Raw genomic sequence first — 15,792 nt, forward strand, 5'->3', positions numbered from 1 at the left:
GGTCAGGACTTGAAGCGCCCGACCAGCCCGTTCAACTCTTCCGATAGCTGCGACAGCCTGCCCGAGTCCGATTGCGCCGAGCTGGCCAGGCCTTCCACCAGCCTTGCCTCGTCGTAGATCTGCTGGATGTGCCGGTTGATCTCTTCGGCCACGCTGTGCTGCTCTTCGGCAGCCGCCGAGATCTGCAGGTTCTGATCGCGGATCTCGTTCACCGACAGCTGGATACCCTCGAAGCTGTCCCGCGCACGTGCGATCGACGACACGCTGGCCCGCGACAGGTCCAGGCAGCTTTCCATCTTCTGCGACACCTCCTGGGTCTTGTTGCCCAGGGTGTTGAGCAATTGGTCGATCTCGCCGGTGGAGTCGGCGGTACGCTTGGCCAGCGCCCGCACTTCATCGGCGACCACGGCGAAACCGCGGCCCTGGTCACCGGCACGGGCAGCCTCGATCGCTGCGTTCAGTGCCAGCAGGTTGGTTTGTTCGGCGATGGCGCGGATGGTGCCGAGGATCTGGTTGATGTTGCGGCTGCCTTCCTCGAGCTCGACCATCGCCTGCGACGACTCGCTCAGGCGGCTACCCAGGCGATTGACGTTGTCGGTGGTCAACTCGATCTGCTGCTTACCCTCGGCGACGCGGTGATGGCCGTTCTCTGCGGCGTCGGCTGCGCTGCTGCAGGACCGCGCGACCTCGTTGGCGGTGGCGACCATCTCGTTGAAGGCGGTGGACACCAGTTCCACGGCTTCACGCTGGCGCCCGGCGGCTTCGTTCATGTTGCCGGCCAGTTCGCTGTTGGCCCGCGATGCCTCGTGCAGGTTGCCCGAGGCGGCGCCGATGTGCTGGATGAGTTGGCGGATCGCCGCGAGGAACTTGTTGAACCAGCCGGCCAGCTCGGCGGTTTCGTCCTTGCCCTGGATCACCAGGTCCTGGCGCAGGTCGCCTTCGCCCTGGGCGATCTGCTGCAAGCCCGTGCTGACCTGGCCGATAGGCTTGACGATGACCCGCGAGAACGCGGCTGCAACCAGGGCGAAGACCAGTGCCAGCACCAGCACGATGACGGCGGTGAGGTAGGTCATGTGGGTGGCGGCGCCCATCACTTCGCTGTACTCGATCAGGCCGACGAAGCGCCAGCCCAGGTCAGGCGAGGTCCAGACATTGGCCATGTAGCGCACACCATTGATCACCACCTCGGTGGATCCTTGCTCGGTGGCTGCCAGTTGTGCGTAGGGCTCGCCCAGGTCCTTCAGTTGCTTGAAGCCATGGCTGGCATCACGTGGATCAACCAGTACGGTGCCGTTCTCGATCAGCATCACGTAGCCGCTCTTGCCCAGCTTGATGCTCTTGACCAGCTCGGTGAGGTTCTTCAGCGACACGCTGACCACGAACACCCCCTTGGGCTTGCCGCTGGCATCGTTGAGCGTACGCGCGGTGCCGACCAGGGCGACGTCGTCCTTGTCGTAGTAGTAGGCGGCGGTGCGCACGGTCTTGCCTGGGGTGGCCATGGCGGCCTTGTACCAGGGGCGTGCGCGTGGATCGTAGCTGGCCAGTTTCGGGTCATCCGGCCATTTGGCGTAGGTGCCATCTTCGAGGCCGATGGAGATGATGGCGGCCGCAGGATGAGTGGCGCCGTAGCGGGCAAAGGCGTCGATGACCTGTTGGGTGGCTGCAGGCAGGGGGTGGCTGGCAGCGTCGGCAGAGGTGTAATCCTTGAGTGTACTCACTGATGTGTATACAGGATCCGTCGCCATTTGTTCCACGTTCTGCAGCGTGCCGTCGAAGAACTGCCGCATGTTGCCGTCGATCTGGCGAATTTCGCGGGTGCTGCCGTCGAGGAACTGATCCACCGCCTCAGCGCGGATGTTCACCACGGAAATCACACCGACCAGGGCCACCGGGATGAAAGCCACCAATACGAACGCAAGCACCAGCTTATTTTTTATCTTCATCGGGACGAACCATTCGTGGGAGTGAAAAGCAGTGGGCCATTTCGCACGCGTGATGGCTAACTGCTATTTATCCTGTTTCGGCGCGTCGCGGTGAAATCTTTAGCGCATATTTCGTGTACAAAAAAATAAATGATTGTTTTGGATTCTCGGGCCTGCCCGGGGCGCGGAAACGAAAAACCCGGCGCAAGCGCCGGGTTGTAAGGGATTCATGGGCTTCTCAAGCCTTGCGGACTTTCTCCACCCGGCTCTGCTCGAGCTCCTTGCAGGCCTCCTGGATCATCTGTTCGGTGATCGGAACCTCACGGCCCTGGGCATCGATGATCGAGCCACACACCTGCGGTTTCGGGGGCTGGGCGTTTTTTACGGTGTCGCTGCTATGTTGCAAGCTCATTTCCTGTCTCCTCATCAGGTTGCAAGCTCAGGGTAACCACTCGCCGTGACTGACCTGTGACAGCTCCTTCGGTATCACGACAGGCACAGTGCAACAGAAAGTGCAGTAAAGCTCCAGTGACAGGTTAGATCGATAAGCTATAGCCACTGGCCCTACCGAACTGCGACCCCGCGGCGGTTGCAGGCGTTCCACTCGGGCAGATGAATGGTAGTCTGCAGGTTTCCCGCTCACCGGTCCGCGCCATGTCCGATCCGCTTTCCTCCCGCCAGCGCCGCGCCTTGGGGCTGGCCTGGCAATTCGTGCGTCCCTATCGCCGACAGGCCATGCTCGCCTTGCTGGCGCTGATCGTCACGGCAGCCATCACCCTGTCCATGGGCCAGGGTATTCGCCTGCTGGTGGATCAGGGTTTCATGACCGGTTCTGCGCACCAGCTCAACCAGACGATTGCGCTGTTCATGGTGCTGGTGCTGGCCTTGGCGGTTGGAACCTTCAGCCGCTTCTACCTGGTGTCGTGGATTGGCGAGCGTTGCGTCGGCGATATCCGCCGTGCGGTGTTCGATCACTTGATCAGCCTGCATCCGGGGTTCTTCGAGGATAACCGCAGCTCGGAGATCCAGTCGCGGCTGACCGCTGATACCACGCTGCTGCAATCGGTGATCGGCTCGTCGCTGTCGATGTTCCTGCGTAATGCGCTGATGGTGCTGGGCGGGGTGGTGTTGCTGTTCGTCACCAATCCCAAGTTGACCAGTATCGTGGTGCTGGCGCTGCCGCTGGTGCTGTCGCCGATCCTGCTGTTCGGCCGCCGGGTGCGCAGCCTGTCACGCCAGAGCCAGGACAGGGTCGCTGACGTCGGCAGCTACGTCGCCGAGACGCTCGGGCAGATCAAGACCGTGCAGGCCTACAACCACCAGGCCCATGATCGCCAGTTGTTCACCGATACCGTCGAGGCGGCTTTCGATGTGGCGCGCCGGCGCATTGCCCAGCGGGCGTGGTTGATCACCGTGGTGATCGTTCTGGTCCTGGGCGCCGTGGCCGTGATGCTCTGGGTGGGCGGCATGGATGTGATCGCCGGGCGCATCTCCGGGGGCGAGCTGGCCGCGTTCGTGTTCTACAGCCTGATCGTGGGCAGCGCCGTGGGCACCTTGAGCGAAGTGATCGGTGAGTTGCAGCGGGCTGCCGGGGCCGCCGAGCGTATTGCCGAGTTGCTCGCGGCAAGCAGCGCGATCGTACCGCCGTCGCAGCCCTCGACACTGCCCGGCGCACGGGCCAGCGGGCAGATCGAGTTGCGCGATGTGCACTTCGCCTATCCGTCACGCCCGTCGGTGGCTGCCATCGATGGCCTGAGCCTGGTCATAGCACCTGGGCAGACCGTGGCGTTGGTGGGGCCATCGGGGGCGGGCAAGTCGACGCTGTTCGACCTGCTGCTGCGTTTTCACGACCCACAGTCCGGTAGCATTCTGCTCGATGGACAGCCGATTGCAGCGCTCGACCCCGACGACCTGCGTCGCCAGTTCGCCCTGGTGGCGCAGAACCCAGCGCTGTTTCGTGGTACGGTCGAGGCCAATATCCGCTACGGAAGGCCGCAGGCGAGTGCCTCCCAGGTCGAGGCGGCGGCGCGCAGTGCCCATGCTCACGAATTCATCCAGCAATTGCCCCAGGGCTACCAGACGCCGCTGGGCGAGGGTGGCGTCGGCCTGTCGGGTGGTCAGCGCCAGCGCCTGGCGATTGCCCGGGCGCTGCTGGTGGATGCGCCGGTGCTGCTGCTCGATGAGGCTACCAGCGCGCTCGACGCGCAGAGCGAGCACCTGATCCAGCAGGCCTTGCCGCAGTTGATGGCCGGGCGTACCACCTTGGTGATCGCCCACAGGCTGGCGACCGTGCAGCATGCCGATCGCATTGCGGTGATCGACCAGGGTAGGGTGGTTGCTGTCGGCAGTCATCGCCAACTGGTCGAGGAAAACCCACTCTATGCCAGGTTGGCGGCGCTGCAATTCGCTGCAGGCAGCGCCTGAATGGCGATCACCCAGGCACGAAAAAGCCCGCACTAGGCGGGCTTTTTCGAAGGATCTGGTCGGAGAGACAGGATTCGAACCTGCGGCCTTCTCGTCCCGAACGAGACGCGCTACCTGGCTGCGCTACACTCCGATTTCGAAAATCCTACTGCATCGTATTTTTGAACGCAAGCCCTTGTTGTTAAAAGGCCGTTTGCTCAAAACGAGGTGCAGATCAGAGCTCTTTCACGGTGCGAATCTGATCCTTGTTGATGCGTGTACGCTTGCCATCGAGTTGTTCGAATTCGTAGAAGCCGGAGTCTTCGTCATAGGAAGGTTTGTCCACGGCCTGAATCTCGCGGCCGTCGTTCAACGTGATGACGGTTGGCGAAGCGCAACCGGCGAGGGTGGCCAGGCCCAGGGCGAGCATGAAGGCGGGAATTGTCCGTTGAATCATCGTGTTTCTCCAGTGCGATGGTGCTTGATGACGTTATGACGCGAGGCGTCCTTGCAAAGTTCCTCGCATAGTCGAGCATAGCGGCAATCAGCGGGCATTGACCAAGAACAAGGCTGCGCTGTGATATAACTGGCGCATTCTTTCCCCCTGCGACGGACCCTCATGAAAGCCAAGGCAGATACCCCCTTCGTGCCGTTGAACATTGCCGTGCTGACAGTCAGCGACACCCGTACCTTCGACAACGACACCTCCGGGCAGATGTTCGTCGATCGCCTCAGCGCCGCAGGCCACCGCCTTGCAGAGCGGGTGCTGCTCAAGGATGACCTCTACAAGATCCGCGCCCAGGTCGCCACCTGGATCGCCGACGACCAGGTACAGGTGGTGCTGATCACCGGCGGCACCGGGTTCACTGGCCGCGACAGCACCCCCGAAGCCGTCGCCTGCCTGTTGGACAAGCAAGTCGATGGCTTCGGCGAGCTGTTCCGGCAGATCTCGGTGCCGGACATCGGCACGTCCACCGTACAGTCCCGCGCCCTTGCGGGCCTGGCCAACGGCACCCTGGTGTGCTGCCTGCCCGGCTCGACCAACGCGGTGCGCACGGGCTGGGACGGCATCCTCGCCGAGCAGCTCGACGCCCGCCATCGTCCCTGCAATTTCGTCGCGCACCTGAAGCAGGCGCAGGCCTGTGACAGCCGTGGCTGAGGCTGCGTCGAGCCGGCCGTTGATGCCGGTGGAAGAAGCGCTGGAGCGCCTGCTGGCGCTGGCCGAGGCGGCGCCGATCAGTGAAACCGAAGAGGTCGAGCTGGCCGATGCCGAAGGCCGTGTACTGGCGCACGACCTGTTCGCCAGCGTCGACCTGCCGCCCTGGCCGAACAGCGCCATGGACGGCTACGCCTTGCGTCTTGCCGACTGGCAGGGCGAACCGCTGCCGGTGAGCCAGCGCATCTTTGCCGGTCACGCTCCGGCACCGCTGCAACCTGGCACCTGCGCGCGGATCTTCACCGGTGCGCCGCTGCCTGAAGGTGCCGACTGCGTCGAAATGCAGGAAAACGCCGAGGTGCTCGACGATGGCCGCGTGCGCTTTGTCGAAGCTTTGGCGCCGCACCAGAATGTGCGCCCCCAGGGCCAGGAAACCCGCGCTGGCGAGCAGGTGATGAACGCCGGCACGCTGTTGGGCCCGATCGAACTGGGTCTTGCCGCCACCCTGGGCCACGGCTACCTGCGTGTGCGGCGCCGGGTGCGGGTCGCGGTGTTGTCGACCGGAGACGAGCTGGTCGAGCCGGGGCTGCCGCTGGGCCCGGGGCAGATCTACAACAGCAACCGCCGACTGCTGGTCAGCTGGTTGCAGCGCATGGGCTGCGAGGTCATCGATGCCGGCATCCTCGCCGATGACCTGGCGCTGACCCGCCAATGCCTGGCCAGTCTGGGCGACGTCGACCTGATTCTTTCTACCGGCGGTGTGTCGGTAGGGGAGGCCGACTACCTGGGCATGGCCCTGCGCGAGGCTGGCGAGCTGGCGCTGTGGAAGCTGGCGATCAAGCCGGGCAAGCCACTGACCTTCGGGCTTTTCCGTGGCGTGCCGGTGATCGGCCTGCCGGGGAATCCGGCGTCCACCTTGGTTACCTTCGCCTTGCTGACACGTCCCTACTTGCTGCGTCGCCTGGGCGTCGAGCAGGTCACGCCGCTGCGTTTCGACGTGCCGGCAGGTTTCGACTGGCCCAAGCCGGGCAATCGTCGCGAATACCTGCGTGCGCGGATCGAGGGTGGGCAGGTACGCATCTACTCGAACCAGAGCTCGGGTGTACTGCGCAGCGCAGCCTGGGCCGAGGGGCTGGTCGAGGTGCGTGAGGGCACGACGGTGAGCCCAGGCGACAGCGTGACGTTCATCCCATTCAGCGAGCTACTTGGCTAGCATCCCGCCGAGCGGCGCGGCCTGCGCCGGTGCCAGTTGGGTCAGGCGCATGTGCACGTTCTCCAGTTGCTGGGCGGCAACGCTCCAGTCATGGCGCTGCCGGGCGAACTGTCGCCCGGCTTCCCCCAGTTGGGTCATGCGCCAGGGCTGGTTGAGCAACTGGGTCAGCAGCAGCGCCAGTTGGCTGCCGTCGTCACCGCCCAGGTAGTGCTCGCCATTGTTCACTGCCAGGCCCGAAGCGCCCTTGCCGGTGGTGATCACCGGCATCCCGGCGGCCATCGCCTCAAGAATCTTCACCTTCGACCCGCCGGCATAACGCAGCGGCGCGAAGAACAGCGCCGAGCGCCGTTGCACTTCGCGAAGGTCGGGGCGGTAGCCAAGCCATTCGATGCGCGGGTCGTTCCAGTGCAGCTTCCAGTGCGCGGGCAGGGCGTGCCCGGCGATGGCCAGGCGCACTGCCGGATTGCTCTGCCAGACCTGGGGCAGGATGTCTTCCAGTGCCCACTCGATGGCCTCCAGGTTCGCGCCGTATTCGAAGTTGCCGACGAACAGCAGACGCTGACTGTGCAGGGCCGGTTGCACGTGCTGGTAGTGATCGCAGTCGACGCCATTGACCACCACGTTCACCGTCCGCCCGCTGATCTGTCCGATCAGCTCGGCGTCGTGCGGGCTGACCGCCACGACTTCGTTGGGCTGGCGCAGCACGCGCTGCTCCCAGCGCCGGTAGCGCCAGCGATCGAAGGCGTTGAGCGGACGCAACCACAAGGGCAGGCGATCATGGCAGGCTGCGCCCATCACCGACTCGAGGGTGTGTTCGCTGAGCAGGTAGGGCAGGCCGCGCCGTTGCAGGGCCTTCTCGAAGGGCTGGAAGGCGTAGCTGTGTTCGATCTGGATGACATCCCAGGGCTCGTCGAGCAACTGCTCGAAGCGGTGCCGAAGGCAGGGCGCCAAGCCATTGATGATGGCGCGCATGGGGTAGTCGATGATGGGTGAGGCGAGCAGGTTGAGCGGGCTCTGCACGGGGCGCCGTGGCAACACGATCAGGCGTTCGAGCAGCGGTTCGAGGGCTTGGCGCGCGGGATCGGACAGAGGCACCTTCGATTGCACCAGCAACGTGATGCGATGGCCGTGATGTGCCAGTTCGCGCAGCAAGTGGTACTGGCGGGTCTTGCTGCCGCTGGTGGTGGGCCAGGGCAGGTAGGGCAATGTCCAGAGAATACGCATGACCGCTCCTGTCAGGTGAGGCTGCACAAGGGTCAATAATATGACTGTGTGGCGGGGCTCTCTTAAGCGTAGCCAATTATTTGTCGAGTGATGGCCTGGGTTGAATTTTACGTTGCCGTGCAGCAATTGCCGGTTGCCTGTGGTCGAGATTGAGGTTGGCGTGTTCTAAGGAGAATCTCGTATGCACGGGCACAAGGCGATGTTGATCCTGCATGGCAAGCAGGCCATGAACGAAGAGGTGCGCAGCGCCGTGGGCGTGCGACGCGAGCGCGGGCAGGTACTGGATGTGCGCCTGACCTGGGAGGCGGGCGATGCCCGGCGTTTGGTCGAAGAAGCCCTGGCGGGCGGTTACACGCACGTGGTAGCCGGCGGTGGCGACGGTACCCTTCGCGATATCGCCGAGGCCATGGCCCAAATGCAGGCCGACGCCAGCCTGGCCTTGCTGCCGCTGGGCACTGCCAACGACTTTGCCCGCGCCGCCGGTGTGCCGTTGGAGCCAGCGGCCGCCCTGGCCTTGCTGGATGTACCGGCCCGTCCCATCGACCTGGGGCGGGTGGGTGAGCAGATGTTCCTCAACATGGCCACCGGCGGCTTTGGCAGCCAGGTGACAGCCAATACGTCCGAAGACTTGAAGAAGGTACTGGGTGGGGCGGCGTACCTGTTCACCGGGCTGTCGCGCTTCAGTGAGTTGCAGGCCGCTTCGGCGACCCTGCACGGGCCTGATTTCCACTGGCAGGGGCAGTTGCTGGCCTTGGCCATCGGCAACGGTCGCCAGGCCGGCGGCGGCCATGTGCTGTGCCCCGAGGCGCTGGCCGATGATGGCTTGCTGGAGGTCGCGATTCTGCCTGCACCCGAGGCGATGGTGGGCGCACTGCGTGACTTGCTGACGGGCGAGGAGCTGTTCGTGCGTGCGCGCCTGCCCTGGGTCGAGATCGGCCAGGCCGAGGGGCTGGACATCAACCTGGACGGTGAGCCGTTGCAGGCCGGCAGCCTGCGTTTCGAGGCGGCGCCGGGCGCCCTGCGCGTGCACCTGCCCGCCGATTCGCCGCTGTTCAGTCGTCCAGGCTGATGATTTTCTCGCGCACCGCGAACAGCACCAAGCCCGCGACATCGTAGATCTGCAGACGCTTCATGATTTGCGAGCGGTGAGTTTCAACGGTCTTGATCGACAGCCCCAAGCCTGCGGCGATCTCGCGCGTGGACTTGCCACGCACGATCAGGCGCAGGATTTCCAGTTGTCGGGCGGTGAGGTTGTGGCGATCGCTGCTCGGCTGCTTGCTGGCCTGTGCGCGCAGCAGGGCCTGATTGATCACCGTGTGGGCGATGGCCGGGCTGAGGTAGCGCTCGCCGTTGCGCAACGCGGCCAGGGCGTGCTCCAGCTCGTTGGCGGTGGTGTCCTTGAGCAGGTAGCCGTGGGCGCCGCTTTCGAGGGCACGCATGATCAGGTCGGGGTCGGTGTGCATCGACAGGATCAGCACCTTGCAGGTGCAACCGTTTGCGCGCAATTGCGTCAGAGCGTCGAGGCCGTTGGTCGAGCGCATCGAGATGTCCAGCAGGACGATGTCGGGGCTCAGGCGCTGGACCATCTCCAGCAGGTGCTGGCCGTCGTCGGCTTCACCGACCACGGTGTAGTCGGGAATATCGGACACCAGTGCGCGCACGCCCGCGCGAATCAGCGAATGGTCGTCGATCAACAGCAGTCTAATCATCGGTGGCGGGTGTCCTGGCACGTTCCTGGCTGCGTGCAGGCCAGGGGAACAGCGCTTCGATTCGGGTGCCCGCTCCAGGCTGGCTGGTCACGCTCAGGCTGCCCTGCAGGGCGGTGGCTCGCTCCTGCATGCCGGCCATGCCACGTTGCCCGACTTCGCCCGGTTTGCTGGCCGGGACGAAGCCCACACCGTCATCGAGGATCGTCAGCAGCAACCCGGCGGGGGTGCGTTGCAGGCTGATCAGCAAGTTGCGCGCCTGGGCATGGCGCAGCACGTTGGTGACCGCTTCCTGGGTGATGCGAAAGGCGGCCATGGTCACTTCCTCGGAGATGCCGCCCAAGCGCTGTTTGCATTCCAGGCTCCAGTGCACCTCGCTGTTCTCGAGGGCACGCAGCAGATGCGCGCGCAGGCTGGCCTCCAGGCCCAGGCTGGCCAGTTGCCGTGGGTTGAGCAACGCCGAGACGTCACGCACGTTGCCCAGGGTGTCGTCGAGGGTCTTGCGCAGCGTGTCGCACTGCGCCTGCAGCGGTGCAGGCACGCGACGTTGCAACCAGTCGAGTTGAAGCTTGGCGGCGGTGAGCAACTGGCCGATGTCATCGTGCAACTCGCGGCTCAGGTGCTGGCGTTCGCTTTCCTGGACCTTGAGCATGCGGTCGGCCAGCTCCGCCGGCAGCAGGTTGATCGATCGAGCGCCATGACGCAGGTGCCAGCCGGCCCCGAGCAGGGCGGCCAACTGCAGCGCCAGGGCACCGGCCGATACAGGTTGCCCGTTGCTGTAGAGCACCAGGTTGGTGACCAGCGATGCCACGCACAGCACGGCGGTTGCCGCACGCAGCAAGGCGGTGCGAGAGCGACAACGCAGGGAAATCTTCAAGCGTGGGAGCATAGATAGGAAAGCCACTGAATTATTGCCGGCGCAGGTCGCCAATCTCTCTGGAGAATCGTGAATGTCCTGCCTTTCAACCAGGAACGAGCCCTGTTGTAATCGCTGAAGATCCGTTGGGCGTTCGTTCATTTGCGCGCATGGTATCACTTCGAGTTGGTTTGGTCCCGGCTGGTTAGTTGCCTGAAACCAAGGTGTTTCCGAGGCATGGCAATGGGGTGCAATGCCTGTAGAAGTGGCAATAAGCCATTATCGTTTGAGAAGGCAGTAACTTCCAAACTCAACTAACGCGGCGAGTCTGCGGAACTAGACAGAACTTGTACAAACTTGCCAAGTTGCCATGTGTTTGGGGCCGCCAGTCACACGAGTTACGCGGGGCCACATCACTAGGGGTCTGTCTGAAATGTGTCTGCACATTTCAGACAGACCCCTAGTCTTTGCGAGTTGATGTGCCGTAGGCGTGCTTGGGCTCAATGGTCATATTGAGCAACTGGGGGTGCACGCAGTGGCGCTCGTTTTCGTCGCACAGGGTACAGGCCTGCGGGAGTGGTTGATCCAGCACACCCGCCAGGGTGACCAGCAGCAGGTGCTGCTCGCTGCTGTCCAGGTTCAGGTGTCCGGTGCGTTCATCGACCAGTTCCAGTTGCCAGGCCAGCAGTGTCAGGCAGTCGGCCAGTGCCGGCAGCGCGCCCTGCGGCAGGTTGCGGCTGGTGCAGCCAGGCGCCAGCAGGCGGTGCAGGGCCGAGGCGTAGTGGGCGATCTCGAGTACGCCCGAGGCGTCTGCTCGACGGGCGAGTGTCTTGAGGGCTTTGCTCAGGCAATGGCAAGCGTCAGCGTCGTTGCTGATCAGCTCCAGGTGTTGCAGGCATTCCTGGGACTCGTTCAGCAGGACCTGCGCATCCAGCAGGAAGTCCTGCAGGATCGCTGTGTTCGAGAGCGCCCGCTCCATCATGAAACTCCAACGTGCGGGGTTGGAGCAGGGGTTGGCCACACCGAGATGTTCGCTGACAAGAGCCTGACTCCGTTCATGCAGTGAGAATGGCGTCACATTAATGGCTAATGGATATTGCGAATATCAGGTTGCTCCCGATTGCTCCTAGGGGTTTCCCTGATGAGGTCTCAGAGGCAGTGGTACGTCCGCAGCGCGGCGGATGAGGAGGGATGTGGCAGCAGTAAAGCATGATGGTAAAGTGATATCAATCGCCGTTCAGGCATTTTTCTGCAGGGGTCAAGCTCCGGCAGATTGTGCCGATACAGGGCGGATGTATCCACTTTTTCCGGCACAGAGCCAGGGGGTTGCGCAATGGCTGGCATTCTCGACACGGTAGATCAACGCACGCAATTGGTAGGCGAGAACCGCCTGGAAATCCTCATGTTCCGCCTGGCGGGGCGACAGCTGTTCGCGATCAACGTGTTCAAGGTGCAGGAGGTGCTGCAACTGCCCAAGCTGACCCTGATGCCGCAGCGCCACACCTTCGTCTGTGGCGTGGTCAACCTGCGCGGCCAGACGCTGCCGGTGATCGACCTGTCCCAGGCGATCGGCATGCGCCCGCTGCAGCCAGGGCCGGACAGCACCATCATCGTCACCGAGTACAATCGCTCGGTACAGGCCTTCCTGGTGGGCGGCGTCGACCGCATCGTCAACATGAACTGGGAAGCCATCATGCCACCGCCTACCAGTGCCGGCCGCCAGCATTACCTGACCGCGATCACCAAGGTCGACGAGAAACTGGTGGAGATCATCGACGTGGAGAAGGTGCTGGCCGAGATCGTGCCCTACAGCGCCAAGGTGTCGCGCGACAAGCTCGAAGACCCGGTGCTCGCCCGTGCCCGCGGTCGTGAAGTGCTGCTCGTGGATGACTCCAGCGTGGCCCTGGCCCAACTGCGTGACACCTTGTCGCAACTGGGTGTGAAGCTGCACATCGCCAGTGATGGCCTGAAGGCGCTGCGCATGCTCAAGGGCTGGGCCGATGCCGGAGAGGACGTCTGCGAAAAACTGCTGATGATCTTCACCGATGCCGAAATGCCGGAGATGGACGGTTACCGCCTGACCACCGAGATCCGCAATGACCCGCGTCTGCGCGGGCTTTACGTGGTGCTGCACACGTCGCTGTCGGGCAGCTTCAACGAGTCGATGGTGAAGAAGGTCGGCTGCGACAACTTCCTCTCCAAGTTCCAGCCGGACCGCCTGGTGGATGTGGTGCGCGAGCGTCTGTCGCTCGATCATGCGCCAGTCTGATACCTGCACACGCCCCGTGGTGGGTATAAGCTTGGCTTTTTGACTGGCACAAGGCGGGCTGGGATGTTTCTGAGTGCGTTGTATCGGTATCCGGTGAAGTCTTGCCAGGCGCAGAGTCTGGGCGAGTCTACGGTGGATGCCATGGGACTGTCGGGCGACCGGCGCTGGATGGTGGTCGAGCAGGACACCGGGCGCTTCCTTACCCAGCGTGCCTGGCCACAATTGGGACGGCTCACGGCCACCGGTGGCGATGAAGAAAGCCTGCTGCTGCAAACCCCTGGGCAGGCGCCGCTGACGGTCAAGGTGCCGGGTGCCGACGACGACCTGCGCGGGGTGACCATCTGGCGCGACACCTTGCGCGTGCCTGATGCCGGCGACGAGGCCGCCGCGTGGCTCAGTCAGATGCTCGGCAAGGCGGTACGTCTGGTGCACTGTCCGCAGCAGCGAGCACGCTACCTGCCCAGCGGCTATGGCCTCAACAGTGACCGTGCGGCCTTCCCCGACGGCTTTCCTTTATTACTGATCGGCCAGGGCTCGCTCGATGAGCTCAACCGGCGCATCGGCCGGCCGATGCAGATGCTGCGTTTTCGTCCCAACCTGGTGGTCGAGGGCGCCGAGGCGTTTGCCGAAGACGGCTGGAAGCGTATCCGTATCGGCGACCTGACCCTGCGGGTGCTCAAGCCCAGTGTGCGCTGCATCCTCACCACCCTCGACCCACAGACGGGTGAGCGCAGTAGCGACCGGGAGCCGTTGACCACCCTCAAGACCTTTCGTGAGCGGGAAGGGGACGTACTGTTCGGGCAGAACCTGGCGGTCGATGGCAGCGGGCGACTTGAAGTCGGCATGCCGGTCGAGGTACTCGAGTAATCGACGGCTGGCGCAGGCGACGAAACGCGGGGTGAGGTTCATAATCGGCGCTTAATCCCGTTTTGTTGCACTGCGCATCCACCTACCCGGAGATTTCCCATGCACGTACTGCTCTGCGAGGACGACGACCTGATCGCCAGCGGCATCTGCGCCGGCCTCACGGCCCAGGGCCTGACCGTCGATCGGGTCGCCAGCGCCTCGGCGGCACGTGCACTGCTCCAGGCGGCCCAGTTCGACGTGATGATCCTCGACCTGGGGTTGCCCGACGAAGACGGCCTCAAGCTGTTGCGGCGCCTGCGCCAGCAGGGCGAGGTGCTGCCAGTGCTGGTGCTCACGGCCCGTGATGCGGTCACCGACCGGGTCGATGGCCTGCAGGCCGGCGCCGACGACTACCTGCTCAAACCTTTCGACCTGCGCGAGCTGGCGGCGCGCCTGCACACGCTCCTGCGCCGCGTGGCCGGGCGCGCCGTGAATGTCATCGAGCACGGCCCCTTGGTCTATAACCCCAGCAGTTGCGAGGCGACCCTGGCCGGTCGTGCGGTCGATCTGTCCCGACGCGAGCAGGCCTTGCTTCAGGCCTTGCTGCAGAATCCCGGGCGCGTGCTGTCCAGCGAACAGCTCAAGGATTGCGTCTATGGCTTCAGCGATGAAGTCGAGAGCAATGCCCTGAACGTTCACATCCACCACCTGCGGCGCAAGCTTGGCAACAGTATCGTCGAGACCGTACGCGGGCTGGGCTATCGCCTGGGTGCAGCGCAGGCCCCGCAGGAGACCGCGCCATGAGCCTGCGGGTTCGTCTGTCGCTGATCCTGGGCAGTGCCTTCATCCTGATCTGGATCCTGGCCGCGGCCTGGATGTTGCGCGACCTGCGCCAGCAGATGATGTTCTCCCTCGACCAGCGCCTGGTGGCTTCGGCACGGATGGTGGCGGGCCTGGTCGACCAGTTGCCGCAGCCGTTGGGGGCCAAGGGCCGGGACGCGCACTTTGCGGCCGACCAGTTCAGCGTGCCGGACGGCATGGCCTGCCAGGTCAGTTCCCTGCGCGGCGAGATCCTGGCCAGCAACCACAAACACGATGGCAGCATGGACGATCAGCGCAGCGGCTTCCGTGACCAGACGATCGATGGCAGTTCATGGCGCACCTTCACCTACAACCACGGCGATGTGCGGATCACCACGGCCGATCGCCATCAGGAACGCGAGGCGCTCAACCAGTCGATCCTGCTGGCCGCTTCGGCACCGGTGCTGATGGCCTTGCTCGGCAGCCTGGGGCTGCTGTGGATTGGTCTGGGCAAGGGGCTGGAGCCGCTCAACCGCATGCGCGATGCCCTGCGCAAGCGCCGCGCAGACAGCGTCGAACCCTTGCAGGTGGCGGGCATGCCCAGCGAGCTGCAGCCATTGCTGGAAACCCAGAACCAGCTGTTCCTGCGGATCGCCCAGACCATCGAGCGCGAGCGACGCCTGACCGATGATGCGGCGCACGAACTGCGCAGCCCTCTGACCGCCATCAAGACCCACCTGCAAGTGGCGCGCATGACCGATGGAAGCGTGCGCGAGCAGGCCCTGGAGCATGCCGAGCAGGGCGCCGACCGCATGCACCGGACCTTGGAGCAACTGCTGATGCTGGCCCGGGTCGAGGGTAGCCTGTCGTTCGAAGATGGCGTGCTGTGCAGTGCCGAGCAAGTCGCGCGCCAGGCGGTGCAGGACGCCGGTGGCGGCGACAACCGGCGGATCGTCCTGCGCCTGCCCGAAGAGGCCACCCGCATCTACCTGGGCATGCCCGCGCCCTTGGCGGTGGCGGCGCTGCGCAACCTGCTGGACAACGCCCTGCGCCATGGTGGCAATGAGGCGGTGGAGCTGGAGGTGCAGATGGCCGATGGGCAGGTGGGCTTTCTGGTTCGCGATCATGGCCCGGGCATTGCCGACGAGGACCTCAAGCACCTGACCGAGCGTTTCTGGCGCAACAGCAAGAGTGTCGGCAGTGGGCTGGGATTGGCGATTGTCCAGGCGATCGTCCAGCGCTGCGCGGGCAGCTTGCGTTTCGACAGTCGCAGTGACGGGCTGCGGGTCTGGTTGCAGGTGCCTGCGCGGGAGGCTCGGGCCTGATCATCGGTCAACGTGGCTTTCGCGGACGCCTCTGCGAAAAGCCACGTTGGCCCCAAAATCTGCTAAATCCA

The 15,792-nt window shown here is 64.1% G+C and carries 15 protein-coding genes and 1 tRNA gene; 8 read left to right on the forward strand and 8 right to left on the reverse strand.

The annotated features are described in order from the left end of the window. Positions 1-2 precede the first annotated feature (2 nt). Positions 3-1,943 carry a methyl-accepting chemotaxis protein gene (locus IAE40_RS11960; RefSeq protein WP_200603225.1) on the reverse strand — a complete coding sequence of 647 codons (1,941 nt, stop codon included), beginning with the start codon at positions 1,941-1,943 and terminating at the stop codon, positions 3-5. A gap of 217 nt (positions 1,944-2,160) precedes the next feature. Beyond that, entirely contained in the window at positions 2,161-2,334 is a 174-nt protein-coding gene (locus IAE40_RS11965) for a PA1571 family protein (protein WP_172964782.1), read from the reverse strand. A gap of 242 nt (positions 2,335-2,576) precedes the next feature. On the opposite strand from IAE40_RS11965, the gene IAE40_RS11970 reads away from it, so the two are divergent. Continuing rightward, a complete protein-coding gene (locus tag IAE40_RS11970; protein WP_200603226.1) occupies positions 2,577-4,346 on the forward strand; it encodes an ABC transporter transmembrane domain-containing protein in 1,770 nt (589 codons plus the stop codon). Between the two features lie 56 nt (positions 4,347-4,402). Here the strand turns inward: IAE40_RS11970 and IAE40_RS11975 are convergent. Both IAE40_RS11975 and IAE40_RS11980 read right to left on the reverse strand, forming a co-directional pair. Continuing rightward, a tRNA-Pro gene (locus IAE40_RS11975) sits at positions 4,403-4,479 on the reverse strand. 81 nt (positions 4,480-4,560) lie between these two features. Continuing rightward, entirely contained in the window at positions 4,561-4,782 is a 222-nt protein-coding gene (locus IAE40_RS11980; RefSeq protein ID WP_054892416.1) for a YgdI/YgdR family lipoprotein, read from the reverse strand. Positions 4,783-4,944: 162 nt separating this feature from the next. Between IAE40_RS11980 and moaB the strand changes: the two genes are divergently transcribed. Both moaB and IAE40_RS11990 read left to right on the forward strand, forming a co-directional pair. After that, the gene (moaB, locus tag IAE40_RS11985) at positions 4,945-5,484 is read left to right on the forward strand and encodes a molybdenum cofactor biosynthesis protein B (RefSeq protein WP_054892415.1); all 540 of its coding nucleotides are present in this window, start codon (positions 4,945-4,947) and stop codon (positions 5,482-5,484) included. Positions 5,485-5,506: 22 nt separating this feature from the next. Continuing rightward, entirely contained in the window at positions 5,507-6,694 is a 1,188-nt protein-coding gene (locus tag IAE40_RS11990; protein WP_200603254.1) for a molybdopterin molybdotransferase MoeA, read from the forward strand. Here IAE40_RS11990 and IAE40_RS11995 read toward each other — a convergent pair. Next, complete coding sequence (locus IAE40_RS11995) at positions 6,683-7,918, reverse strand: glycosyltransferase family 4 protein (protein WP_200603227.1); 1,236 nt, start codon at positions 7,916-7,918, stop codon at positions 6,683-6,685. The genes IAE40_RS11990 and IAE40_RS11995 overlap by 12 nt on opposite strands. 181 nt (positions 7,919-8,099) lie before the next feature. Between IAE40_RS11995 and yegS the strand changes: the two genes are divergently transcribed. Continuing rightward, positions 8,100-8,987, forward strand: a complete 888-nt coding sequence (gene yegS / locus IAE40_RS12000; protein ID WP_200603228.1) for a lipid kinase YegS — start codon at positions 8,100-8,102, stop codon at positions 8,985-8,987. On the opposite strand, the gene IAE40_RS12005 is transcribed toward yegS, so the two are convergent. From IAE40_RS12005 to IAE40_RS12015, 3 genes are all read right to left on the reverse strand, one after another. After that, positions 8,971-9,627: a response regulator gene (locus IAE40_RS12005; RefSeq protein ID WP_054892411.1), complete on the reverse strand. Its 657-nt coding sequence runs from the start codon at positions 9,625-9,627 to the stop codon at positions 8,971-8,973. The genes yegS and IAE40_RS12005 overlap by 17 nt on opposite strands. After that, positions 9,620-10,513, reverse strand: a complete 894-nt coding sequence (locus tag IAE40_RS12010; protein ID WP_200603229.1) for a sensor histidine kinase — start codon at positions 10,511-10,513, stop codon at positions 9,620-9,622. Before IAE40_RS12010 ends, IAE40_RS12005 begins: the two co-directional genes overlap by 8 nt. A gap of 427 nt (positions 10,514-10,940) precedes the next feature. After that, positions 10,941-11,462 (reverse strand): histidine kinase, encoded by a 522-nt coding sequence (locus tag IAE40_RS12015; RefSeq protein WP_234465133.1) that lies wholly within the window; start codon positions 11,460-11,462, stop codon positions 10,941-10,943. 351 nt (positions 11,463-11,813) lie between these two features. Here IAE40_RS12015 and IAE40_RS12020 point away from each other — a divergent pair, with 351 nt between their 5' ends. The 4 genes from IAE40_RS12020 to IAE40_RS12035 all read left to right on the forward strand — a co-directional run bounded on the left by IAE40_RS12020 (position 11,814) and on the right by IAE40_RS12035 (position 15,721). Further along, positions 11,814-12,749: a chemotaxis protein CheV gene (locus IAE40_RS12020; protein WP_063544080.1), complete on the forward strand. Its 936-nt coding sequence runs from the start codon at positions 11,814-11,816 to the stop codon at positions 12,747-12,749. Between the two features lie 63 nt (positions 12,750-12,812). Further along, complete coding sequence (locus tag IAE40_RS12025; protein WP_063544082.1) at positions 12,813-13,616, forward strand: MOSC domain-containing protein; 804 nt, start codon at positions 12,813-12,815, stop codon at positions 13,614-13,616. Positions 13,617-13,715: 99 nt separating this feature from the next. Then, positions 13,716-14,399: a response regulator gene (locus IAE40_RS12030; protein WP_054892406.1), complete on the forward strand. Its 684-nt coding sequence runs from the start codon at positions 13,716-13,718 to the stop codon at positions 14,397-14,399. Then, complete coding sequence (locus tag IAE40_RS12035; protein ID WP_054892405.1) at positions 14,396-15,721, forward strand: ATP-binding protein; 1,326 nt, start codon at positions 14,396-14,398, stop codon at positions 15,719-15,721. Before IAE40_RS12030 ends, IAE40_RS12035 begins: the two co-directional genes overlap by 4 nt. Positions 15,722-15,792: the final 71 nt, after the last annotated feature.

Source organism: Pseudomonas sp. S44 (assembly GCF_016624805.1).
Lineage (GTDB): Bacteria > Pseudomonadota > Gammaproteobacteria > Pseudomonadales > Pseudomonadaceae > Aquipseudomonas > Aquipseudomonas machongensis.